Here is a 23,100-nt window from a genome sequence, read left to right as displayed (position 1 = left end):
GTCGTCAAAAAAGCCTTAAGCCAACCCAGATGCGACCGCCAATCCGAGGAAGGCGAAGAAGCCCATCGAGTCCGTGATCATAGTCACGAACACAGACGAGGCAACTGCCGGGTCTTGCTTAAGGCGCTCGAAAATCACCGGTACCAGCACGCCTGCCATACCGGATACGATAATGTTGATGACCATTGCGAGCGCGATCACCACTCCGAGCTGAGGTGTGAAGATCGCAGCGGTCCCGATGCCGATCAGCACTGCGATAGTGACGCCGTTGAGGAGCGCCACGCGCAGTTCCTTCCACACGATCCGCCAGGTATTCGCACGCGTCAGCTGGTTGGTCGCAATCGCGCGCACGGCAACTGCCATCGTCTGCGTCCCCGCATTGCCGCCAATGCTCGCAACGATCGGCATGAGGACAGCGAGCGCGACGAGCTTCTCGATTGCCGCACCGAAGGCCGCGATGATAGCGCTTCCGACAAGCGCCGTGCCGAGGTTCGCGATCAGCCAGCGCACGCGGCTGCCATAGGCCTCGCGGATCGGTTCGTTGATGTCGCCATCGCCTGCGCCTGAGAGCAGCAGCGCGTCTTCGCCAGCCTCTTCCGCGATGATGTGGAGGACATCGTCAACCGTCATCTGCCCGACAAGGCGCCCGCTTTCGTCTACCACCGCTGCGGAGATAAGCGCATACTTCTCGAACATCAGGCCGAGCTCTTCCTGATCCATCGTCGCGGGGATCAGCGTCTGGTCGCGCTTCATCACATCAGTGAGCTTGATCGCGCGCGGGGTCGTCAGGATCCAGTTCAAGGCGCACGTTCCGACAGGGCGATGCATGTGATCGACTACGAAGACTTCGTAAAACTCGTTCGCGAGATCGCCTTCCTCGCGCAGATAATCAATCAGATCACCCACGGTGAGATGCTCCGGTACCGCGACAAACTCGCGGTTCATCAAGCGGCCGGCAGTCTCCTCCGGATAAGCAAGCGCGCTTTCGATCGCGACACGATCTTCGGCTTCGACTTCTGCGAGGACGGCCTGCTGGTCGTCTTCGTCAAGATCCTCGATCAACTGAACCGCGTCATCGGTCTCAAGCTGTTCGACAATGGTCGCGACCGCTTCCGGTTCCAGCGCTTCCATCATCTCTTCGCGCACGAAGTCATTGAGTTCGGCAATTACGTCGGAACTCATCAGGTCAGTGATCGACGCAGCTAGCCGCGCACGCTCATCGCGCTCGAGCAGCTCCAGCAAGTCGGCAATGTCTGCCGGGTGAAGCGGTTCGACAATGTCATAAACCGCATTGTTGTCGCGCGCTTCCAGCGCATCGCGGACGCTACGGATGTATTCGGGCTTGAGGCGGTTTTCCTCGTCATGCCGCTCGTCATCGATACGGTCATCGGGCTTGGCGAGCTCTTCCGATTCAGTCTGAACCGGCGCGTCTGCCAGCATCACGTCGTCTTCGGAAAGGCGATTGTCCTCGGCCATGGCGAGAGGTCTACGCCGCATCGCACCAAAAGCAAGACCGGCGGCAAGGGCAGGGGTGACTTAGCCCCGCAAACCTTTATAGCGGCGCCAAATTCAAACGGAGATTTACCCCATGGCCGAAACACTGACTTTCACTCTCGATTCCGGCGACGTTGTCATCAAGCTGCGTCCTGACCTTGCACCCGGCCATGTCGAGCGCATTACCGAGCTTGCGAAGGAAGGTTTCTATGACGGCGTGGTGTTCCACCGCGTGATCCCCGGTTTCATGGCGCAGGGCGGTGATCCGACGGGCACAGGCATGGGCGGCAGCGACAAGCCGGACCTGAAAGCCGAATTCAACGCAGAGCCGCACACTCGCGGCACCTGTTCGATGGCGCGCACGCAAGTTCCGGACAGCGCGAACAGCCAGTTCTTCATCTGCTTCGACGATGCGCATTTCCTAGACGGGCAATACACTGTCTGGGGCCAGGTTGAGAGCGGCATGGAGCACATCGACGCGCTTCCAACCGGAGAGCCACCGGCAAGCCCTGGCAAGATCGTGAAAGCGACGGTTGGCTGATCCTTTCCAGTCCACTCTCGCGCTCGTGGCCAAGGAAATGGCCATGGCGCGAGATCCATGGTGGATTATCGGCAGCGCGGCGGTCGCTCTGCATGGCGGTGATCCAGGGAAGATCGCAGATATTGATGTGATCACTTCGCGTCGTGATCTGGAGGCGTTGTATCAGCGCCTTCCGCTCGCGAACACGCCAGACACGTCCAAGAAGATGTTCACCTCTGATCTGTTTGGACTGTGGAGTGAACCTGCGCTCGAAGTCGAATTCATGACGGGGCTCAAGCTTCGGGTCGATGATCGATGGGAACCGGTTGAGCCGCAAACGCGCATTGCGGTGAAATCGGATGAAACCACACTTCATGTTCCCGAAAAGGCAGAGCTGATCGCGATCCTCCAGCGCTTTGGCCGCGAGAAGGATTTGCAGAGGGCGGCAACCCTTTCGTGACGATTGAACACCTGACAACTTCCCGCTAAACGCCCGCCAATCATGAAACCCGTTACAACCCCTCCCAAGACCTACAGGGTCAAGAGCTTCGGCTGTCAGATGAACGTCTATGATGGCGAGCGCATGGCTGAGCTGCTTGCCGAGAAGGGCATCACTGAAGCGCCTGAGGGCGAGGATGCCGATCTGGTGGTGCTCAACACGTGCCACATTCGCGAGAAGGCAGCGGAGAAAATCTATTCCGACATTGGCCGTCTGACCAAAGGCAAGACGCAGAAGAAAGCGCCGATGATCGCTGTTGCGGGTTGCGTGGCACAGGCCGAGGGCGAAGAGATTATGAAGCGCGCGCCGGCGGTCTCTATGGTGGTTGGCCCGCAGGCCTATCACCGGCTACCCGACATGCTCGACAGAGCGGTGGAGGGCAAACGCTCAACCGATACGGACATGCCCGCGATTGCGAAGTTTGACATCTTACCGCAGCGCAAGAAGCGGTTTCCTACCGCTTTCCTGACGGTGCAGGAAGGGTGCGACAAGTTCTGCACCTATTGCGTGGTGCCTTACACACGAGGTGCTGAAATCTCTCGCCCCTTCGCCGATCTGCTGACTGAAGCGAACCGCTTGATCGAGCGCGGGGCAAAGGAAATCACCCTGCTCGGCCAGAACGTCAATGCGTGGTCCGGCGAGGATTTGAAAGGTCACACAATTGGCCTGGATGGTTTGATAAGAGAACTCGCCAAACTACCGGAAATAAAGCGAATTCGTTACACGACGAGCCATCCGAACGATTTTACTAAAGGCCTGGTAGCGTCACATGGCGAAGTTGAAAAACTGATGCCTTACCTGCACTTGCCGGTGCAGTCAGGTAGCGACCGTGTGCTGAAGGCCATGAACCGCAATCACACTGCAGAGAGCTACCTGCGGGTGCTTGAAGATGTGCGCAAGGCACGGCCCGACATCGCCTTTTCCGGCGATTTCATTGTCGGTTTTCCCGGCGAGACCGAGGCCGAGTTTGAAGAGACGCTCGCGCTGGTGGACGAGGTTCGTTACGCGCAGGCCTACAGCTTCAAATATAGCCCGCGTCCCGGAACACCCGCTGCGACCATGGACGATCAGATCCCCAAGAAAGTGATGGACGAGCGGCTCCAACGATTGCAGGAGCGCTTGAACCGCGATCAGCACGCTTTCAACCAGGCGAGCGTCGGCAAGACATGCGAAGTCCTGATCGAGCGCAAGGGCAAGTTTGATGGACAATGGCTCGGCAAATCGCCTTGGCTGCAATCCGTATGGTTCGAAGGCGACGCGGACATTGGCGATCTCGTGACCGTCGATCTGGTCGATGGAGGGCCGAACTCGCTGCGCGGCCAGATGCGCGAGATTGCGACGGCATGATCGCTATCCACGACTGCGTGGAAGACCCTCACTTGCCTAAATCGGCGGCGAGCACCACATTCTGCATATATCGACTCGCTGAAACGCCCTTAAAGGAGCTGCATGGGCCGTAGACCGACCAAGACATCCGATCCGGTACTTTCACCTGATCCCGTCCCGATGCGCGAAGTGCGCCGCGCTCGTGTAGAGCTAAGTTTCGAGAACCAGTCGCTGCTGGGACTTCTCTTCGGACAATTCGATGCAAACCTCGTGCAGGTGGAAAACCGCTTGGGCGTGTTCATCTCCGCGCGCGGCGACAAGATCGAGATTGAAGGGCCGGAAGATGCGGTCGCGACCGCGCGGGAAGTGCTGCAGGGCATGTATGACCGGCTCGCGCGCGGTGAGGACTTGGACGCCGGCGCAATTGAAGCGATCATCGGCATGTCGAACGAACCGACGCTCGATGGCATAGTAAATGCGGACAAAGGCGCGCCACCGATCATGATCCGTACGCGCCGCAAGACCATCGTTCCGCGAAGCGCGATGCAAGCGATCTATATGCGCTCTCTCGCGCGTGATGACATCATCTTTGCTTTAGGGCCGGCGGGAACCGGCAAGACCTATCTCGCAGTCGCTCAAGCTGTCAGCCAGCTCATCACAGGTAGCGTGCAGCGCTTGATCCTGTCGCGTCCGGCAGTCGAAGCGGGCGAGAAGCTCGGCTTCCTGCCGGGTGACATGAAAGACAAGGTCGATCCCTATCTGCGCCCGCTTTATGACGCGCTCTATGATTGCATGCCGCCCGAGCAGGTCGAACGACGTATAGCCTCAGGTGAAATCGAGATCGCTCCGATTGCGTTCATGCGCGGACGCACGCTCGCCGATGCATTTGTGATCCTGGACGAAGCTCAGAACACCACGCGCGAGCAGATGAAGATGTTCCTTACCCGCTTTGGCCAGAACAGCCGTATGGTAATCTGCGGCGACCCTAAACAGGTCGATATTCCCGGCGGCGACCACATGAGTGGTCTCGCTGATGCGGTGGGCAAGCTGGAGGATGTCGAGGGCTTCGGCACGATCCGCTTCACTGCAGCCGACGTGGTTCGCCACCCGATCGTGGGCCGGATCGTCGAGGCGTATGAGGGGCCTGCTGCGTAAGTGCAGCTCGACATTGACATCGAAGCTTGGCCCGATGCGGACTGGGAAGAGCTAGCCGGAAAAGCCGCCGAGGCGGCAGCTGTGGTTAAACTGTCTCTGGCCAATGAGAGGCTGATCGTCAGTATCCTGTTCACAACCGACACTGAGGTCCATGAACTGAACCGCGAATGGCGCAAGCGCGACAAGCCTACAAATGTCCTGAGCTTTCCGATGCTGACTGCTGAGGAGTTGAGTGAGCTTGCGCCGGATGGCCCGCCCGTCATGCTTGGCGACATCGCACTGGCTCATGAAACCTGCGCAAGCGAAGCGGCGGATAAAGGTATCACGCTCGCTAACCATGCTTCCCATCTGATCGTCCACGGTCTCCTCCATCTCGCAGGGCACGACCACGTCGAAACCGATGCGCAGGCCGCAGCGATGGAAGCGCTGGAGATAACGGCCCTTGCAAAACTGGGTATTGCGGACCCATATGGAGACCGCACTTGATAGGAGCATCATAGAGGGCCATGCCCGATTCCCCATCCGCCGCGGGAGACGCGGAGAGTAGAAGCGGGCTTTTGCCCGCCTTGCGAAAAGTTTTGAAGCTGGGCGGCAGCGACCGTTCTTTGCGCGCGCAGCTCGAAGAAGCAATTGACGAACATGAGGACGAGAACAGCGACGAAGATGTCGCGACGCCTGACAATGGCGACCTTTCGCCTGTCGAACGTCAGATGCTTCGCAACCTGCTACACTTCAGCGAGCATGATGCAGATGATGTTGCTGTGCCGCGCGGTGAGATCATCGCGGTGCCAACGTCCTCAAGCTGGGATGAGCTGATTGCGGCATTCTCGGAGCATGGCCATTCGCGCATGCCGGTCTATCGCGAAACCTTGGATGAAGTGATCGGTATGATCCACATCAAGGATGTCTTTCCCTTTCTCGCTGAGAAGCAAGAGCCGCCGCGTGATTGGACTACGCTGATGCGCCAGCCGCTCTATGTGCCGCAGGCTCGCGGAGCATTGGACGTGCTAGCTGACATGCGCGCCCGCCGGGTTCACTTGGCGATCGTACTGGATGAGTTTTCCGGCACAGACGGAATCATCACGATTGAGGATCTGGTCGAGGAAATTGTCGGCGAGATAGAAGACGAGCATGACGAAGCGCCTGAGTTGCTGATTGTACCGATTGGTGATGGGCAGTGGGATGTGGATGCGCGCGCTGAACTTGATGACATCGCGGAACAAGTCGATCCTCGCCTTGCTGAAGTCGCGGAGTCGGTCGACACGCTCGGCGGTCTGACCTTCGTCCTCGCTGAACAGGTTCCGCCTGTGGGTACGATTGTGGAACATGAAAGCGGCTGGCGAATTGAAGTCACAGCAGGCGATGAAACGCATGTGAAACGCTTGCGATTGCACGCTCCAATCAACGCAGAAGCTGCAAGTAACACCTGAATTTTTGCGAGTTTGGTGCATTTTTTTGCATCTTTTTTGGCCTCTCATGCGTAGTTCGAATGAGAGGTAAGAAAACATATGCCATCACGTCGCCTTCCGCCCCTTCGTGCTCTTGAAGCCTTCATGCGAACTGTCCGGCTGGGTTCAGCTCGCGCCGCCGCTGAGGAGATTGGGCTCAGCCCGTCTGCATTGTCGCGCCGGATCGCGAACTTGGAAGAATTTGTCGGCAAAAAGCTCTTCACTCGCGCCCGCCAATCAATGCAGCTCACCGATGAAGGGCAGGCGTTTTACGAGGCTGTTAACCCGCATCTCGAAGCGCTCGCGCGGGCGGTTGAGAACCAGTCGGACAATATCTCGCTCTTGCGCCTGAGGCTCGGCGTTTTGCCGCTGTTTGGCAGCCAGCGTCTGTTCCCGCGCCTTGGGGAGCTTCGCAAGCGTCATCCGCTGCTGCACATCGATATAGACACCGGACCGCATTTAGAGGATCGCGTTGGCGATACGCTTGATGCCGCGATCATCTTGTCGCAAGGGCCAAACACCAATCTTCACGCTGTCCGGCTCGATCATAATATGGTCCACGCCATCGCGAGCCAGGAAGTCGCAACCAAGCTTGGTTCAGAGCTGGATAAGGAAATGCTCGCCAAGCAGACCTTCCTTATTCACAACGAATTGCCCGCCAGCTTTGAAGCATGGAAACGCGCGCTTGATTGTGAGGACTTGGATCCGGCAGCGATCGATCACTACGACTCCGGTCAGTTGATGCTGGAGGCCGCAGCGCAAGGTCTGGGCATTGCGATCATGCATGACGACCATTTGCGCAGGTCAGAGGACAACCGTTTGACCAACCTCTTTGGGCTCGAAGTGGAAAGCCCTTACAGTTACTGGTTCGTTTGCAAACCGACCGCGCTTGAGCTGCGCCCAGTGCGCTTGTTCCATGACTGGCTGGTAAGGGCGGGACTGTAGGCTGCCCGAAGCGTTACTCTAACGGGAAGTTTTCTTCCGGCGCGGTGTAACGGATCGCTTCAACCGTATGCTGGAAGTCGCGCAGGGGTTTTCCCAGTGCCGCGACCAGCGCTGCTTCGATCTCCTCACGGGCCTTTGCAGCAATGGCTTTGCGCCCGCGATAGACTTCCGGGCTGAAGGGCTCGAGATAATTGATCCGGAGCTCAAAAGTACCTTTGCGTGCCATGATCCGCTTCGCATTGTGCAGGCCGTTCTCATCGCCCACCCAGCCAATCTCTGCTGCGTTCTCGCCATAATCGAGCATGACCGGCTGCACCATCACACCTGCTGGCGGCGGCTCAAGCACAGATAGCATTGAGCTCTTGAATGGCAGCAAGGAATGCCCATCCGTCACCGTGCCTTCAGGGAAGACAGTCACTGACCAATTGTCTTCCAAGGCTTCTCTTAGAGCGTTAATCTGCTCCGCCACGCCCATCCGGTGCTCGCGTTTCACGAATACCGTCCGGTTCAAGCGGCAAAGCCACCCGATAACAGGAACTTGCGACAATTCCTGCTTAGCGACGAAGGCTGTTCCACTGGCGCCCGCTGAAGCGAGGATGTCCACCCAGGACAAGTGGTTGGAGATGAAGAATACATCGCGCCTGAGGGGTGTTCCGATGATCCTTACACGCGCGCCAACTATCCGCGCGGTGTAACGCAGGAACAACATGGGGAATGGGGAGCCATAGGCAAAGATGCGATAGGCATAATGCAGCGGCACAAAGACGATAAGCAGCGCCAGAATGCCAAGAGTGCGCGTAAGAAAACGAACCCAGCCTGTTACTGTGAGCGGGACATTTTCACCCCGCATCGCAGCCATCCGTTTGCGACCATATTTCTCGGCCCGACGCCGGGCCTTGTCACTAATCTTTTCGGTCGAGGCGGACGCCATATAGCTCCATCCGGTGATCGACTAGGCGGTAGCCTAGCTTCTCGGCAATCACCCGTTGCAAGGCTTCAAGCTCGGGATCGACAAATTCTACGACCTTGCCTGTCTCAACGTCGATCAAGTGGTCATGATGCGCTTCTGGTGCGGCTTCATAGCGCGCTCGCCCGTCACCAAAATCGTGTCGATCAAGGATGCCAGCTTCTTCGAACAACCTCACCGTCCGATAGACTGTCGCAATGGAAATACCCGAATCTACCGCTGAAGCGCGTTTGTGTACCAGTTCGACATCTGGATGGTCGTCGCTGTCGGAGAGGACCTTTGCGATCACACGGCGTTGCTCGGTGATGCGAAGGCCCTTGTCGGCACACAGTTGTTCAAGGTCAATCCGCTGGGTCAATCAAACCTCCGACTTCCATAGCACTCGGTAGTCCTTAATCCGGCAGGCCGCCGCACTCAAGGGCAGTGCCCATAATGACGACGCGGACTGGGCCTTTATGCCGTCTTTTTGCGTCTACCCCGTTTTTGACCCGGTAGTCGGCCCAAGCCGATCTTTTTCGCCAGGTCCCGGCGTGTTTCGGCATAGTTGGGCGCGACAATCGGGTAATCTGTGCTCAGCTCCCAACGCGCGCGGTACTGCTCGGGGGTCATATCATGCTCTGTCGACAAATGCCGTTTGAGCATCTTCATCTTCTTGCCGCAATCCAGACAAACGATGTGGTCTTTTTTGACAGATGCTCTGACGGAAACCGCAGGTTCTGGCCGCGCTTCTGCAGGTCCTTCATTGTCGCCGAGATTGGCCAACGCGTTGAAGACATTGCCAATCAGTGTGGGGACTTCATCGACCTCGATTGCATTGTTGCTGACGTGAGCTGCAACAATATCAGAGGTCAAAGTAATCAAAGTCTCTTTCATTTCGAGTTCGATATCGCTCATGAGTTCCTCGCATCTTTTTTCTTTTGATCCGGCTTTTGCCGTGATCAGCAAGCCATGAACCTGTCAGTTATGTAATGCAAGGCAGGCGACTGCGTATGGCCCGGCCTAAATACTTGCGCGCTCAAGTATCAAGCATACGAGCGAATGTAATGGCATCCATTCGGCCACCGTTGGCCAGCCGGTAATAGTCACTCCGCTGTCCAATGGGTTCAAAACCCATTCGCCGATAGAGATGTTCAGCTGGATTGTTGCTGCGCATTTCGAGAAAAACCTTGGCCATTCCGCGCGCTGAGGCATGCTCGAACAGCGCTTTGATCAGAGCTTTGCCGATGCCTTTGCCGCGTGCTTCCGGGACAACGCCAATAAGCAGCAACTCCTCTTCATCAGCTGCATGACGGCTCATGACAAAGCCCACAGGAGCATCGCCTTTTCCAGACCAGATTGCGTGGTCATTTGCGAGCAAGATTGCATGTGTGTGAGGCATGACCAGGGCATCGCTTACTTGCCTGCGGTTCCACGCTTCACCCCATTGCGGATCGAACGCGACTTCCATGATCGCCATGATGTGATCGACTTGATCCATTACTTTTGAGCGCCTGCGGGGAGCTTCGCATCGGGCGCGCGGCCGTAGATCGGTGTGAGATCGCTCGACAGCTGCGTCTCGTGAAGCAGGTAAGTCTTGCGCGAATCGGGCAATAGATCGAGCACGAGCTTCTTGTCCTCGAACATGTCGGAAAGAGCCTGCGCGCGATTGCCTGCGATGACATCGTGCCTGCAAGCCCGTTTGGCCGCATCGGGCGAAAGCGATCGAACCCCATCCTCTGCGCGAACGCTATTCGCAAAATTCTGGACGAACCATTCGCCGTGTCCTGCATGCATGCAGACTGTCACCGGCCGCGGATCAGGTTGCCATGAGCGAGCGGCGACAAGCGCCAAGGTTGGGTAACCGAGCACTTCGGCATTCCAGGCAAAGCCTAGCGCTCTTGCTGCAGCAATACCGATGCGCACGCCGGTAAAGCTTCCCGGCCCCAGCGATACGAGAATACGCTCCGCACGGCCTTTGTCAGGAAGCCCCGCAATCGCCGGGATCAAACGCTCCGCATGGCCGCGACCGAGCATTTCATGATACTCGCCGATGATCATCGATCCGTCGAACAAGGCGACGGAACAAGCCTCTGTGGCGGTCTCGATGGCGAGCGTTCGCATGGCCAAGCGCACTGCCTGACCAAATCATAGCTCGCAAGTCAGATTATGCGGTTGAACTTGTCAAAGTCGGGGCGAGGGGAGCGGTCAAAGATGCTGTCCGGATCGCCATAGCCGATGGAACAGATGAAATTGACGCGGTGACGCGGTTCGTCAGCAAAGAATGTCGCGTTGACTTTGTCCGCGTCAAAGCCGGACATAGGTCCGCAATCGAGACCAACAGCGCGTGCAGCAAGGATCAGATATGCTCCCTGCAAAGACGAGTTGCGGAATGCGCCTTCCTTGCGACCTTCTTCATCGCCTTCAAACCAGCTTTTCGCGTCGGTATGCGGGAACAGCCAAGGCAGCTCCTCGTGGAAGTCGATATCGTAGCCGATGATTGCGGTGACAGGCGCCGCCTTGATCTTGTCCTTGTTTCCATCTGACGCACACTCAGCGAGCTTTGCTTTCTGCTCTTCCGATTTCACCCAGACAATCCGCGCCGGCTGCATATTGGCAGAGGTCGGCGCCATCTTGGTCAGGTCCCAAATGGCGTGGAGCTGCTCATCCGAAACAGGCTTGTCCAGCCAATCGTTGTAAGTGCGCGCTTCGTTGAAAATCTGGTCGAGCGCGTCGGAAGAAAGTGTGTGGTCGTGGAATTGTTTGGTCATGAAGTCCCCGAGAGTCTTTTTCGAATAGTCAGGCTGCTCTGACTTCAACAACCTCCGGGACATAATGTTTCAACAGACCTTCGATCCCGTGCTTCAATGTCGCGGTCGACGACGGGCAGCCGGAGCATGCGCCTTGCAGGGTGAGATAGACAATCCCGTCCTTGAACCCGCGATAGGCGATGTCGCCTCCATCGCCTGCAACCGCTGGGCGCACGCGAGATTCCAACAATTCATTTATCTGGCTGACGATGTCTGCGTCTGCTGGGTCTTCTTCAACCATCAGTGCGGTGTCATCAGCAGGAACCGCTATGCCCGAGGCGTCACCGCCTGCAAACAGTGGTGCTTCAGAAACGAAGTGGTCGAGCAGGATCGCAACGACCTGCGGCTTCAAGTCTGACCAATTGACTCCGGGCGCTGCTGTGACTGAGACGAAATCACCACCAAAGAAGACATTCACAACTTCTCCAGTGTCGAAAATCGCTTGCGCCAACGGGCTTGCTTCTGCCGCTTCTGGAGTCGCGAATTCGCGCGTTCCGCCGGTCATGACTTCGCGGCCCGGCAGGAATTTCAAGCTAGCGGGGTTCGGAGTGGTTTCTGTCTCGATAAACATGAACCAGATGTAGGAGGCGAAGCGCATGCCGACAAGGTGAACGCGACGGAATTTGCGATCAGCCGAGCCCTCGGCAAAAAAGCGGCCGCGTTCACTATCCCTTCAGACCTTCGCGCCCTATATTTGCAACCATGAAATCGATTTTTCGCGCGCTCTGCGCTCTTTCCGTTCTCGCTGTTCCGATTGCTGTTGCTGCTTCGGCGCAAGAGACCGCTGTTCCCACAGCACCCGCCAGCCTTCAGACAGGTGAAAAAACGCCCTGGCTTTATGAAGGCAGCGATGTCCCGCAGGACAAGGAATGGCTATTCGGCGAGATGGAAAACGGGCTGCGTTACGCTGTGCGCAGAAACGGCGTGCCGCCCGGTCAAGTTTCCATCCGGGTAAGGGTTGATGCTGGCTCATTGCACGAGCAAGACAGCGAACAAGGCTATGCGCACTTGCTGGAGCATTTGCTTTTCCGTGAAAGCAAATATCTCGGACCTGCTGAAGCGATCCCGACCTGGCAGCGGCTCGGCGCGACGTTCGGCAGCGATACCAATGCGGAAACCAGCCCTACGCACACAGTCTACAAGCTTGATCTACCCGGCGTAACGCGCGCAAAGCTTGAAGAGAGCTTCAAGCTACTTTCGGGCATGATCCGCGAGCCAGTTTTGAGCCAAGCCAATGTCGATGCAGAAGTGCCTATCGTCATGGCTGAAAAGCGAGAGCGTGGCGGTGCTGGCCAACGCGTCAATGACGCAACGCGGCGGACGCTGTTTGCCGGTCAACGGCTGGCGGAACGTAACCCTATCGGGATTGATGAGACCCTCAGTGCTGCGAGAGACAAGACCGTCCAAGCGTTCTATAATCGCTGGTATCGACCTGAAAACACAGTGATCGTGATCGCAGGAGATGCCGATCCTGTCGAGCTCGCGCGACTAGTCGAACAATGGTTTGGCGATTGGGAAGGCAAGGGCGTTCGCGAACCAGCACCGGATTTCGGCGATCCGGTTGCGCCTGCGGGCGCAGACCCGGCCAATCCGATTGGCGAGATGGCCGTGGTTGTCGAGCCGGACTTGCCGCGTACGCTGACTTACGCGGTCATGCGTCCATGGCGGCCAGTTCAGGATACCATTGTCTACAACGAAGGCCTGCTTCTCGATGCAATCGGACAAGCGATCATCAATAGACGGCTGGAAGCGCGAGCACGCGGCGGCGGGTCCTATCTGTATGCCCAAGTCAGCCAGGACGATGTCTCGCGCTCAACCGATGCGACCTTTGTCAGCTTCGCGCCATTGGGCGAGGACTGGGAAGCTGCGCTTGATGATGTTCGCAGTGTGATAGCCGATGCATTGAGCGCTGCGCCTACACAGGAGGAGATCGACCGCGAGGTTGCAGAATTCGACATCGCGTTTGCCAGTGAAGTTGAACAGGCGGCTGTGCTCTCCGGATCAAGCGTGGCCGATCAATTGGTGCAAGCCGTCGACATTCGCGAGACTGTCGCCTCTCCGCAGACCGTGCTTGACGTGTTCCGCAACATGCGCACCCGCTTCACGCCGGAAGAAGTGCTCACCCGCACGCGCAAACTGTTCGAAGGCGATGTCATCCGCGGCGTGCTAGTTACGCCCAAGGCCGACAATGCGAGCGAAGCCGCTCTGCGTATGGCGATGGCGCGCGATGTTGCGCCTGATTCCAGCGCGCGGCTGGCCGCCAAGACGATCTCCTTCGATGAGCTGCCTCCACTTGGTGAGCCGGGCGAAATTGTGCTCGACGAGCCACTTGGTCTGCTCGACATCGAGCGCGTGCATTTCGCCAATGGAGTGCGCTCCGTATTGTGGACCACAGCCGACGAGCCGGGCCGCGTGACGGTGAAAGTTCGCTTTGGCTCTGGCTATCGTGCGTTCGGGCCGGAAGATGCGCCTTACGTCGCATTGGGCGAAATGGCGCTGGTAAGCTCCGGATTGGGCGAGCTTGGCCAAGAAGAGCTCGACCGGTTGGCGACTGGCCGAAAGATGGGCTTCGACTTTGCCATCGAAGACGCGGTATTCAGCTTCACTGCACAAACGCGCTCTGCTGACGTTGCAGACCAGCTCTACTTGTTTGCAGCGAAGCTGGGCATGCCGCGTTGGGATGAGAATCCGGTGCTCCGCGCTAAGGCTGCGGCAAAGCTTGCTTATGATACGTATGCGACGAGCCCCGGCGGGGTTCTCAATCGCGATCTGGAATACTTCCTGACATCAAACGATCCGCGCTTCGCGACCCCTGACCCGGCTATGATGGATCAGGTCACGCCTGAGGGTTTCCGCGAAGTGTGGGAGCCGCTGCTCTCGCAAGGTCCGTTGGAAGTCATGGTCTTCGGCGACATCGACAGGGATGCAACCGTCGAGGCGCTGCGCAAGACGTTTGGCGCATTGCCGCCGCGCCAAGGGATCGCGACAGAGGTGGCCATGCGTGTGCCCGAATTCCCGGGAGCCGATGCTGACACCCAGGTACTGACCCACCGCGGCGATGCCAATCAAGCTGCCGTAGCAATTGCGTGGCCGACCGGGGGCGGCATGGAGCGGATTAGGGAGTCGCGCCAGATTGAAATCCTCGCTCAGCTGTTCAACAATCGCTTGATGGACGCCATGCGCGAGCGGGCAGGGGCAAGCTATGCGCCGCAAGTCATATCCGACTGGCCGGTTGATCTGAATAGCGGCGGGAAGATCTTGGCGATCGCTCAGTTGCAGCCCGAGGATGTCCCGGTGTTTTTTGCTGAAGCAAACCGGATTGCGAATGACCTCGCCACTCAGCCGGTTGAAGCGGACGAGATCAACCGCGTGACGGAGCCGCTTCGCAATCTGATCAGCCGCGCGACAACCGGCCACGGCTTCTGGCTGTTCAACTTGCAAGGTGCGAGCTTTGATCGCCGGCGTGTGACAGCCATGCCGACCCTGCTTGGTGATTACTCCAACACCACGCCAAGGATCATGCAAATACTCGCGCAGCGTTATCTTGCAGCAAGGCCGGGCTTCAAACTGGCTATCATTCCTGAAGGCCAGACATTGGCAGAGGGTGTGCCGGAAAACCGCATTCCAGTGCGTTCAGCGCCTGCCATGATGGGAAGATAAGCGGATTTGGCGATCACAGCGGCTTGAAATATTATTTGCGGATTGAGCGCTGCGGCTTTGCATTTCTACCGCAGGCCGTGTAGGCGCGCGCACCGATTAACACTGCATAGCAAACCGAAGAACGAGATTCGATGTGGCTCAAGACTGGAATCCTGAAGGCTGGAAATCGCACGAAGCGCGGCACTTGCCCGTGTATGAAGATGCGAACGAGCTCGCCGAAGCCGAAGCCACGCTTGCGGCCTATCCCCCGCTTGTTTTTGCAGGTGAAGCGCGCGCGCTGAAAGCAGATCTTGCAGACGTTGCAAACGGACATGCCTTTCTGCTCCAAGGCGGCGACTGTGCGGAAAGCTTCGCTGAGTTTCATCCGAACAATATTCGGGATACCTTCCGCGTATTGCTGCAGATGGCTGTCGTTATGACGTTCGCCAGCAAGCGTCCGGTTGTGAAGGTCGGCCGGATGGCAGGGCAATTCGCGAAGCCGCGCAGTTCGGCGACGGAAACCAAGGGCGATGTGACTTTGCCGAGCTATTTCGGCGACAACATCAACGGGATCGATTTTGATCCCGAGCAGCGACGCAATGACCCGATGCGCATGGTCAAGGCCTATTCGCAAGCGGCAGCGACGCTCAACCTCCTGCGCGCATTTGCGGGGGGCGGCTATGCCACACTCAGGCGAGTGCACCAGTGGACGCTTGATTTTATGGGCCGCTCTCCTTGGTCAGAGAGATTCGCCGAAACAGCAGACCGGATTGGTGAAGCGCTGGACTTCATGGAAGCGTGCGGAATCGATCCTGCGTCTGTCCCCCAGTTACAAGGTACAAGCTTTTACACCAGCCATGAAGCGCTTCTACTGCCCTATGAGCAAGCTCTGACGCGTCAGGATTCGCTGACCGGCGACTGGTATGACACAAGCGCGCATATGGTTTGGATCGGGGATCGCACCCGCTTTCCCGGCAGCGCACACGTCGAATTCGCTCGCGGAATAAGCAATCCGCTTGGGATGAAGTGCGGCCCTAGCCTTGAAACCGATGATCTGCTGCGTCTGCTCGATACTCTCAATCCTGCACGTGAAGCAGGCCGCATGACGCTCATCAGCCGCTTCGGTCATGACAAGGTTGAAGAAGGCCTTCCGCGTCTCGTGCGCGCTGTCAAAAACGAAGGGCACCCCGTCGTGTGGAGCTGCGATCCGATGCACGGCAATGTGATCAAATCAGATAGCGGATATAAAACGCGGCCGTTCGATCGCATCCTCACTGAAGTGAAGGGCTTCTTTGCTGTTCATCGCGCGGAAGGTACGCACCCTGGCGGCATTCATATCGAGATGACCGGACAGGATGTGACCGAATGCGTAGGCGGTGCTGTGGCAATCACAGACGATGCGCTGGGTGATCGCTATCACACGCATTGCGACCCGCGGTTAAATGCAGCGCAATCGCTTGAGCTTGCATTCCTGCTAGCGGAAATGCTCAATGATGAGGTTGTTGAGCGCCGCGCTGCTGACGCCGCTTAAACGCCAGCTCGGATAGTATCGTTAATTCCGTTCTTTCCCGGTTCTAGGGAGCCATCCCTGCGCCCGCGCGCCTTTATCGTGACGATTTGTGCCTAATGCTCTGTTTAGAGTTTTTTGGAGCGCAAGAAAGCGAACCCGGGCCGCGAGATGGAAACATGGAATGCCTTTGCCAATGAGATCATGCTCAGCTTGTTTTGGGCAGCGATCACTTTTGCCGCATTCCAGACCTTCCAGACGGCGCGCCTCGGGCGAGTAATCGACCGCAAGAACGCACTTTTGCGCCGTCGACGCGAGCAGTTTGGCAATCTCTCTCGCGTCCTGCGCATGACAGAGGAACTCGGTGATTTTGGTGTCTGGCAATATTGCCCCGCCGAACAGCGCCAGGAATGGTCGCGCGGTCTAAGAGATCTGTTCGGCGTTGATGATAATGAGCCGTTCCAAGAGGGGGACGCGGAAACTCTTCTTGAAGCGAACCATATCGATCTCGTGGCGCTTGCCCGCAAAGCGAGCAGGCATGACCGCATCATCTCAGCTGAGCTGAAAGTTCATGGGCTCGATCAGACCGAACGTTTCCTCCAGATGCGGATGACGCGGATGCGCCATGAACAAAGCGGGGCGCCGCGGATTTTCGCGGTGTTCCTTGATGTAACGCACCTTGTTGAACGCGAAGAACGTCTGCAGCGTTCTCAACGTATCGCCATGGCAGAGGCGCGTCACGCGCGCGACGAAGCCAATCGTGATCCGCTGACTAATCTGGCAAACCGCCGCTATGTTATGAACGAGTTGGACCGGATGCTTTCCGACCAGAGCGACACAGGTGCGCCCTTATCGCTGGTCCTGTTCGACGTCGATCACTTTAAGCGCGTCAATGACGAGCACGGCCACCTGGCTGGCGATGCAGTGCTCAAACGCATTGCGCGTATCGCCAACGAACAGGCCCGCGAAGGCGATGTTGTCGGGAGAATTGGCGGCGAAGAGTTTGTCTGGATCGTTTCCGGCGCGGACCGGAATTTCGTTCAAGTCATCAGCGAACGCTTGAGAAAGGCGATCGCGCTGGGAAGTGCCATGGCGTCTGTCCCTCCGGTTACGATCAGCATAGGCTGTGTGACAGCCGATGAAGGCGATACCGGACTGTCGCTGTTCGCGCGTGCGGATGAGGCTCTTTACGAAGCGAAGAATAGCGGGCGAAATGCAGTGCGCATGGCGGCTTAGCGCTTCGAATTTGCGCTGGAATGTCAATCTGGCCTGTCGGGCCTCCGTGTAAAATATTTCGCGCATTCCCTTTCAATTCAAATGCCTTTCCGGCATGAGCCTGACGCAAGGTCGGAAGCTGGAAGGAGAATTTCCGTGCCCGACAGGCTCGCGCGTCATTCAGTTCATGAACCGCATCAGCTCGCTCAAGAGTTTGCGAAGACACGCGCTCTTTCAGAAGCACTTGTAGCCCCATTGAGCGATGCCGATGCAACTATCCAGTCCATGGAAGATGCGTCACCTGCCAAATGGCATTTAGCGCATACGACGTGGTTTTGGGAAACATTCCTGCTGCGCGACCACGCAGCTGATTACACTCTTTTCAACGAGCAATATCCGTTTCTCTTCAACTCCTATTACGAGGCTGAAGGCGAGCGGATCGCGCGTTTTTCTCGCGGGATGCTGTCCCGCCCGACGCTCGATGAGATAGTCGCTTGGCGGCATCATGTGGATGCGGCGATGGAAGCCTTGCTGGAGCGCGAGGATCTTCGCGATCTCATTGCGCTTGGCATCGCGCATGAGCAGCAGCACATCGAGTTGTTGCTGACCGATATCAAGCACGCTCTTTTCCAAAACCCTTGTCGCCCAGCGATCTGGGGTGGAGTGCCGACTATGCGGGGTCCTCAGGAGGAAGGCTGGTATCAGCATCCCGGCGGGATTGCGCTGATCGGTCATGACGGGGTTGGTTTCGCATTCGACAACGAAGGCCCGCAGCATCGTGTGCTGCTGGAACCATTTGCGCTCGCAAAGCGGCTTGTCACCAATCGGGAATGGCAAGAATTTATCGACGATGGCGGGTATCGGGATGCGCGGCTCTGGCTGTCAGATGGCTGGGCATCGGTGGGCGAGAACGAAATAGCCGCACCGCTTTACTGGGAGGGCGACGCGCATTTCACCCATCAAGGACTGCAAGCGCGCTTCCCGGACGCGCCGGTAACGCACGTCTCCTATTTTGAAGCCGATGCGTTCGCGACGTGGAGCGGAAAGCGCTTGCCAACGGAATTCGAATGGGAAGCAATCGCTCGTGGTCAGGACAGCACGAGCCTCGCGCCAGCACACGAACCATCGGAAGGCAATCAGCTTGATGCGGCTGCTCCGCCATTGCCACAGGCAAGCGAAGGGCTGTTCGGCGATTGCTGGCAATTCACTCGCTCTGCCTATTTGCCCTATCCGCGGTTCGAGCCTGCATCAGGTGCAGTGGGCGAATATAATGGCAAGTTCATGAGCGGGCAGTTCGTCTTGAAAGGGGCAAGCTGTGCGACGGTTCGCGGCCACTCACGGGCGTCCTATCGCAATTTCTTTTACCCGCATCAGCGTTGGCAGTTCACTGGCCTGAGGCTCGCAAAGGACACGTAATGGCACAAGCCAAAGGCATGAAACTGGTTGATCTGGATGCGGATGGCGTGGACCGTGCATTCCGCGCGGACGTTCTGGCTGGCCTGCGCCAGCAGCAGAAGGCTATCCCTGCGCGGTGGCTATACGATGACGCGGGTTCACAGCTGTTTGAAGATATCACGCAGTTGGCGGAGTATTATCCGACACGGGCAGAGACACAGATCCTGACTGAGCGGGCAGGGACCTTTGCCGATCAGATCGGTCCGGGGCGCGCGGTTGTCGAATTTGGCTCTGGCAGCTCTGTGAAGACGCCGCTGCTCCTCGACGCAATTAGTCCTGCGGCCTATGTACCGCTTGATATTTCAGGCGATTTTCTACGCGCTGCCGCTGAAGATTTGAGAGCTAAGTTTCCCGGCCTTCCTGTTTATCCTGTTGAAGCCGATTTCATGCGGCAGGTCGAATTGCCAGGCGAGATTGCTGAGTTTCCGAAACTCGGCTTTTTCCCAGGCTCTACGATTGGTAATATGGTGCCGCGCACTGCGGTGGACTTGCTGCGGACGATGCGCGCGACGCTTGGCGAGAAGTCGCAACTTCTCATCGGGATGGACCTCATCAAACCGGTCGATGTGCTTGAAGCCGCCTATGACGATGCGGCTGGCGTAACGGCGGAATTCAACCTCAATCTGGCGCGCCGGATCAATCGTGAGTTGGATGGGACTATTCCGGTTGACGAGCTTCGCCATGAAGCGCGCTGGAACGACGACTATGCCCGCGTCGAAATGCATCTGGTGGCGCAGAAGGCGCTGGCTTTCGAAGTTTCCGGCGTGGCATTCGAGATGGCTGCTGGTGAGACAATTCATACCGAAAACAGCCACAAGTTCGACCGGCGCAGCGCGAACACATTGCTGCTGGCTGGAGGGTGGACTCCGGTGACCCGTTGGCTGGATAAGAAGGAACGCTTCTCGCTGATCCTTGCGAAAGCGAGTATCGCGCGTAACGCTCCCTGAGTTCTGCGGAAACCTGCTCGCGTTCGAGGCGTTGAGCGCATCATGAACGCGAGCAATTCAACTGACATCATCATAATCGGCGCAGGCATGGCTGGACTTTCCTGCGCGAGCGCTTTGCAAACCGCTGGCCTGAGCGTGCGGCTGTTCGACAAAGGGCGCGGGCCGGGCGGCCGCATGGCGACGCGGCGGGCTGATCTGCCAGAAGGCCAGCTTCACTTCGATCACGGCGCGCAATATTTCACTGCGCGCGATCCCGCTTTTCGCGAAGCTGTCGCGATATGGGCAGAGGCGGGCGCTGCTGCGCGATGGCTTGTTGCAGGCGATGATGCATGGGTCGGAACGCCGGGGATGAACGGCCCGATCAAACATATGGCAGAACAGCTCGATGTGATTTGGGGCGCGCGGGTCGAAGCTGCCGAATATAACGGTGAAGGTTGGCGAGTGAGCGTAGCTGGCGAGCAATATAATTGCGCCAAGCTGCTGGTCGCCATCCCGCCAGAGCAGGTCGCGGAGTTGCTCAAAGACGCGGCGCCGCAATTGGCTGCGCAAGCGCGCGCAACTCGCTCTTTGCCGTGTTGGGCAGTGCTCGCGCATTTCGACAAGCCGCTGAACAGTCTGCCGGACACTATTCGCAGCGAAGATGGCCCGATTTCCTGGGCTGCCCGCAATGGGGCCAAGCCTTCGCGCAAAGGCGGTGAGAGCTGGGTCATCCATGCGTCTCCGGAAAAATCGCAAGAGCTGCTCGAATTGGAGAAAGAGGACGCGGCCGACATTCTGCTTGCCGGTTTCTTCAACCAAACCGGCGCCGCGTCGCAAAAACCTGATTACCTGACGGCGCATCGCTGGCGATATGCCATGCCTGTTGTGGAGAATTCGCAAGGGGCGATCTGGGATGACAGCCAGAGCATTGGCCTTGCCGGTGATTGGCTGCATAGCCCGCGCGTTGAAGGCGCATGGCTCTCCGGTGCAGCGCTTGCAAACGCGGTGCTAGGAGCCAAATAGCTCCACTCCATGGACGCTGCCGCCCAGCATTCCTATATTGAGCTCATGAGCATCGAGAACCTCTGGAACAACGTAGCAGCGGCGATCGCTGCGATCCCGCGTTCCGAATTGCTCATAGCCGCGCTTGCAGCGGTCCTGATCGGGTGGATCGGCGCTGTGATGGCACGCAGAGGTGTTCGCTTCGGCGGCTTCATCCGCACGGGCAGCACGCTGGCATTGGTCGGTATTCTGGTGGTGGTTGTGTTGCAATTGTCGCGGCTTGACCCAAGGCTGGAAGTCGCTGTTCCTCAGATCGGCTTGCCGGAGCAAGTGGTCGAGGGCGGGGAAACGCGCATCCCGCTGGCTCGAGATGGTCATTTCTGGCTGCGCGCAGAGCTCAATGGGGCGCCAGCCAATTTCCTTGTCGATACAGGTGCGACGCTAACCGCTGTGTCGAGCGGATTGGCTCAGCGCGCAGGGCTTGAACCGCGTCGAGGCGGGCTTCCTGTGACCGTTGGAACCGCAAACGGACCTGTTGCGGCGCAACTTGCGACAGCTGATGAAATCCGGTTCGGCAATGTCGCGGCACGTGGCCTCGATGTGGTCATTGCGCCAACGCTTGGCGACACCAATGTCATCGGGATGAACCTGCTTACACGGCTCGCCTCGTGGAGAGTGGAAGGCAACACGATGATCCTCGTGCCCAACAACCCGCAAGAGCCGCTTACTGTGCAAAAGTAGGGAAAGCCGGGGAGAGGCTGCAGCCCGTTCTGCAAGTATCCGGCGTAGGCATTATCGCGCCAAATTACTCCCTTACTGGTAAGACTATGCCCTGTTGTGCGACGCATTTTGAGACAGTGTGGCCTGTGCGGCCTTTCACTTGTACGCAGCTTAGAGGATAAGCGTTGCTATCCGGGGAATGAGGGGCAGCAACTCGCGATAACCGTCATGCGTAAACTTGTTACAATACAATATCTTCGCGCAGTTGCTGCGACAGGCGTTCTGATCTTCCACGCTGGTGAGCGGTTTGGCTATCCCTTTGCCGCAGGCGCCTACGGCGTCGATCTGTTCTTTGTCCTCAGTGGGTTTCTGATGGTTGCCATAACTAACGATGAAACGCGACCGGAGAGGTTTGTTCAGGATCGCATTCAGCGAATTGTGCCAATTTACTGGCTTGCCACCAGCGTCATGGTCGTAGGCGGCCTTGCCGGGCTATTCCCGAATATGCGGCTTGAATGGTGGCATACGATTGCGTCTTATTTGTTCTTGCCCGCACCATCTCCCGTGATTGACCAGACCTGGCCGGTGCTAATCCCGGGCTGGACCCTCAACTACGAGATGTTTTTCTACACTATCTTCGCCGCGCTTCTGTTCGTTCGCGGTGCGATGTTGAGAGTGATTTTGCTCTCCGTAATCCTCGTTAGCCTCGTGGTCATTGCGCCGCTGACGGGCGTCGCGTCGCCCGCGCTGGCATTCTATTCGGACAGTATAATTCTCGAATTTGTATTCGGTGCTTGGATCGGTCTCGCCTGGATCATGCAGACTGGTTGGAACCGGCTGCCTGCCTATCCGACACTACTGTTGGGTGCCATCCTGTTTATCGCGGCCTCCTTTGCGCCCTGGGATTTGCCGCGTAGCCTCCTTTACGGCATACCGGCGGTTCTGATGCTTGCCGGAGTTCTCGCGCTAGAAACGCAGAGAGAGCCACGCGTCATCCCCGGTCTCGAACTTCTGGGTGATGCGAGTTATTCGGTCTATTTGTGGCACGGGCTGGCCGTATCAATTGCTGCAATGATCGTCAGCAAACTTGGATTGCCTTCTCTGCCGGGCTTTGTGTTGGCGATTATAGGCGGCATTATCGGCGGTGTCATCAGCTATTGGATCGTGGAACGCCCGGTCACGAATTACTTCCGTCGGCGGCGCAAGATGCGAAACACCGAAGTTACAAGCAGATCGGCAGGCAGGGCAAACGCCTGAGCTTCAACTGGCTTTACCTTCGTGGAAATGGCCAGGCTCGCAGGAATGTTCTTTGGACGTGCGCGCGTCAAGGCGCTCCGCTTCCAAACCTGCCATCGCTAAGGCTAGCAGGGTCGATCCTAAATGCATGTTGGTTTGAGAATTAATGGCTGGGGTGGCAGGATTCGAACCTGCGCATGCCGGTACCAAAAACCGGTGCCTTACCGCTTGGCTACACCCCAGCAAGAGCGCGCGGATAT

23 protein-coding genes and 1 tRNA gene are annotated in these 23,100 nt (G+C 57.7%); 15 read left to right on the top strand and 9 right to left on the bottom strand.

The window, feature by feature from the left end; genetic code table 11:
• Window positions 1–15: 15 nt before the first annotated feature.
• Window positions 16–1,476 (bottom strand): magnesium transporter, encoded by a 1,461-nt coding sequence (mgtE, locus tag HUO12_RS04915; protein ID WP_176274293.1) that lies wholly within the window; start codon window positions 1,474–1,476, stop codon window positions 16–18.
• A gap of 112 nt (window positions 1,477–1,588) precedes the next feature.
• On the opposite strand from mgtE, the gene HUO12_RS04910 reads away from it, so the two are divergent.
• The 7 genes from HUO12_RS04910 to HUO12_RS04880 all read left to right on the top strand — a co-directional run bounded on the left by HUO12_RS04910 (window position 1,589) and on the right by HUO12_RS04880 (window position 7,387).
• Complete coding sequence (locus HUO12_RS04910) at window positions 1,589–2,035, top strand: peptidylprolyl isomerase (protein ID WP_176272535.1); 447 nt, start codon at window positions 1,589–1,591, stop codon at window positions 2,033–2,035.
• A gap of 43 nt (window positions 2,036–2,078) precedes the next feature.
• Window positions 2,079–2,474 (top strand): hypothetical protein, encoded by a 396-nt coding sequence (locus tag HUO12_RS04905; protein ID WP_176272534.1) that lies wholly within the window; start codon window positions 2,079–2,081, stop codon window positions 2,472–2,474.
• A 42-nt stretch (window positions 2,475–2,516) separates the two neighbouring features.
• Window positions 2,517–3,860 (top strand): tRNA (N6-isopentenyl adenosine(37)-C2)-methylthiotransferase MiaB, encoded by a 1,344-nt coding sequence (gene miaB / locus HUO12_RS04900; protein ID WP_176272533.1) that lies wholly within the window; start codon window positions 2,517–2,519, stop codon window positions 3,858–3,860.
• A 102-nt stretch (window positions 3,861–3,962) separates the two neighbouring features.
• A complete protein-coding gene (locus HUO12_RS04895) occupies window positions 3,963–4,994 on the top strand; it encodes a PhoH family protein (protein WP_176272532.1) in 1,032 nt (343 codons plus the stop codon).
• Complete coding sequence (ybeY, locus tag HUO12_RS04890) at window positions 4,995–5,480, top strand: rRNA maturation RNase YbeY (protein WP_176272531.1); 486 nt, start codon at window positions 4,995–4,997, stop codon at window positions 5,478–5,480.
• Between the two features lie 20 nt (window positions 5,481–5,500).
• Entirely contained in the window at window positions 5,501–6,424 is a 924-nt protein-coding gene (locus HUO12_RS04885; RefSeq protein ID WP_176272530.1) for a hemolysin family protein, read from the top strand.
• Between the two features lie 78 nt (window positions 6,425–6,502).
• Window positions 6,503–7,387 carry a LysR substrate-binding domain-containing protein gene (locus tag HUO12_RS04880; RefSeq protein WP_176272529.1) on the top strand — a complete coding sequence of 295 codons (885 nt, stop codon included), beginning with the start codon at window positions 6,503–6,505 and terminating at the stop codon, window positions 7,385–7,387.
• Window positions 7,388–7,400: 13 nt separating this feature from the next.
• On the opposite strand, the gene HUO12_RS04875 is transcribed toward HUO12_RS04880, so the two are convergent.
• The 7 genes from HUO12_RS04875 to HUO12_RS04845 form a co-directional block, all read right to left on the bottom strand.
• The gene (locus HUO12_RS04875) at window positions 7,401–8,318 is read right to left on the bottom strand and encodes a lysophospholipid acyltransferase family protein (RefSeq protein WP_176272528.1); all 918 of its coding nucleotides are present in this window, start codon (window positions 8,316–8,318) and stop codon (window positions 7,401–7,403) included.
• Window positions 8,290–8,712: a Fur family transcriptional regulator gene (locus HUO12_RS04870; RefSeq protein WP_176272527.1), complete on the bottom strand. Its 423-nt coding sequence runs from the start codon at window positions 8,710–8,712 to the stop codon at window positions 8,290–8,292. Before HUO12_RS04870 ends, HUO12_RS04875 begins: the two co-directional genes overlap by 29 nt.
• A 95-nt stretch (window positions 8,713–8,807) precedes the next feature.
• Window positions 8,808–9,248: a MucR family transcriptional regulator gene (locus tag HUO12_RS04865; RefSeq protein WP_176274292.1), complete on the bottom strand. Its 441-nt coding sequence runs from the start codon at window positions 9,246–9,248 to the stop codon at window positions 8,808–8,810.
• Window positions 9,249–9,369: 121 nt separating this feature from the next.
• A complete protein-coding gene (locus HUO12_RS04860) occupies window positions 9,370–9,831 on the bottom strand; it encodes a GNAT family N-acetyltransferase (RefSeq protein WP_232367310.1) in 462 nt (153 codons plus the stop codon).
• Window positions 9,831–10,454, bottom strand: a complete 624-nt coding sequence (tsaB, locus tag HUO12_RS04855; RefSeq protein WP_176272526.1) for a tRNA (adenosine(37)-N6)-threonylcarbamoyltransferase complex dimerization subunit type 1 TsaB — start codon at window positions 10,452–10,454, stop codon at window positions 9,831–9,833. The genes HUO12_RS04860 and tsaB overlap by 1 nt, the downstream gene beginning before the upstream one ends.
• A gap of 38 nt (window positions 10,455–10,492) precedes the next feature.
• Window positions 10,493–11,101, bottom strand: coding sequence for a malonic semialdehyde reductase (locus HUO12_RS04850; RefSeq protein WP_176272525.1), 609 nt, complete (start codon window positions 11,099–11,101; stop codon window positions 10,493–10,495).
• Window positions 11,102–11,129: 28 nt separating this feature from the next.
• A complete protein-coding gene (locus HUO12_RS04845; RefSeq protein ID WP_176272524.1) occupies window positions 11,130–11,711 on the bottom strand; it encodes a NifU family protein in 582 nt (193 codons plus the stop codon).
• A gap of 131 nt (window positions 11,712–11,842) precedes the next feature.
• Between HUO12_RS04845 and HUO12_RS04840 the strand changes: the two genes are divergently transcribed.
• From HUO12_RS04840 to HUO12_RS04805, 8 genes are all read left to right on the top strand, one after another.
• Entirely contained in the window at window positions 11,843–14,800 is a 2,958-nt protein-coding gene (locus HUO12_RS04840) for a M16 family metallopeptidase (RefSeq protein WP_176272523.1), read from the top strand.
• A 133-nt stretch (window positions 14,801–14,933) separates the two neighbouring features.
• Window positions 14,934–16,310 carry a class II 3-deoxy-7-phosphoheptulonate synthase gene (locus HUO12_RS04835; RefSeq protein WP_176272522.1) on the top strand — a complete coding sequence of 459 codons (1,377 nt, stop codon included), beginning with the start codon at window positions 14,934–14,936 and terminating at the stop codon, window positions 16,308–16,310.
• A gap of 114 nt (window positions 16,311–16,424) precedes the next feature.
• The gene (locus tag HUO12_RS04830; protein ID WP_176272521.1) at window positions 16,425–17,522 is read left to right on the top strand and encodes a GGDEF domain-containing protein; all 1,098 of its coding nucleotides are present in this window, start codon (window positions 16,425–16,427) and stop codon (window positions 17,520–17,522) included.
• A gap of 81 nt (window positions 17,523–17,603) precedes the next feature.
• Complete coding sequence (gene egtB / locus HUO12_RS04825) at window positions 17,604–18,917, top strand: ergothioneine biosynthesis protein EgtB (RefSeq protein ID WP_176272520.1); 1,314 nt, start codon at window positions 17,604–17,606, stop codon at window positions 18,915–18,917.
• Window positions 18,917–19,903, top strand: a complete 987-nt coding sequence (gene egtD / locus HUO12_RS04820) for an L-histidine N(alpha)-methyltransferase (RefSeq protein WP_176272519.1) — start codon at window positions 18,917–18,919, stop codon at window positions 19,901–19,903. The genes egtB and egtD overlap by 1 nt, the downstream gene beginning before the upstream one ends.
• Window positions 19,904–19,945: 42 nt before the next feature.
• The gene (locus HUO12_RS04815; RefSeq protein ID WP_176272518.1) at window positions 19,946–20,905 is read left to right on the top strand and encodes an NAD(P)/FAD-dependent oxidoreductase; all 960 of its coding nucleotides are present in this window, start codon (window positions 19,946–19,948) and stop codon (window positions 20,903–20,905) included.
• Between the two features lie 9 nt (window positions 20,906–20,914).
• The gene (locus tag HUO12_RS04810) at window positions 20,915–21,625 is read left to right on the top strand and encodes a retropepsin-like aspartic protease family protein (RefSeq protein WP_232367309.1); all 711 of its coding nucleotides are present in this window, start codon (window positions 20,915–20,917) and stop codon (window positions 21,623–21,625) included.
• Window positions 21,626–21,832: 207 nt separating this feature from the next.
• Window positions 21,833–22,861 (top strand): acyltransferase family protein, encoded by a 1,029-nt coding sequence (locus HUO12_RS04805; protein ID WP_176272517.1) that lies wholly within the window; start codon window positions 21,833–21,835, stop codon window positions 22,859–22,861.
• A 146-nt stretch (window positions 22,862–23,007) separates the two neighbouring features.
• Here HUO12_RS04805 and HUO12_RS04800 read toward each other — a convergent pair.
• A tRNA-Gln gene (locus HUO12_RS04800) sits at window positions 23,008–23,082 on the bottom strand.
• Window positions 23,083–23,100: the final 18 nt, after the last annotated feature.

It is taken from the genome of Altererythrobacter lutimaris (assembly GCF_013371495.1).
Lineage (GTDB): Bacteria > Pseudomonadota > Alphaproteobacteria > Sphingomonadales > Sphingomonadaceae > Erythrobacter > Erythrobacter lutimaris_A.
This window is presented reverse-complemented; position numbering and strand designations above follow the sequence as displayed.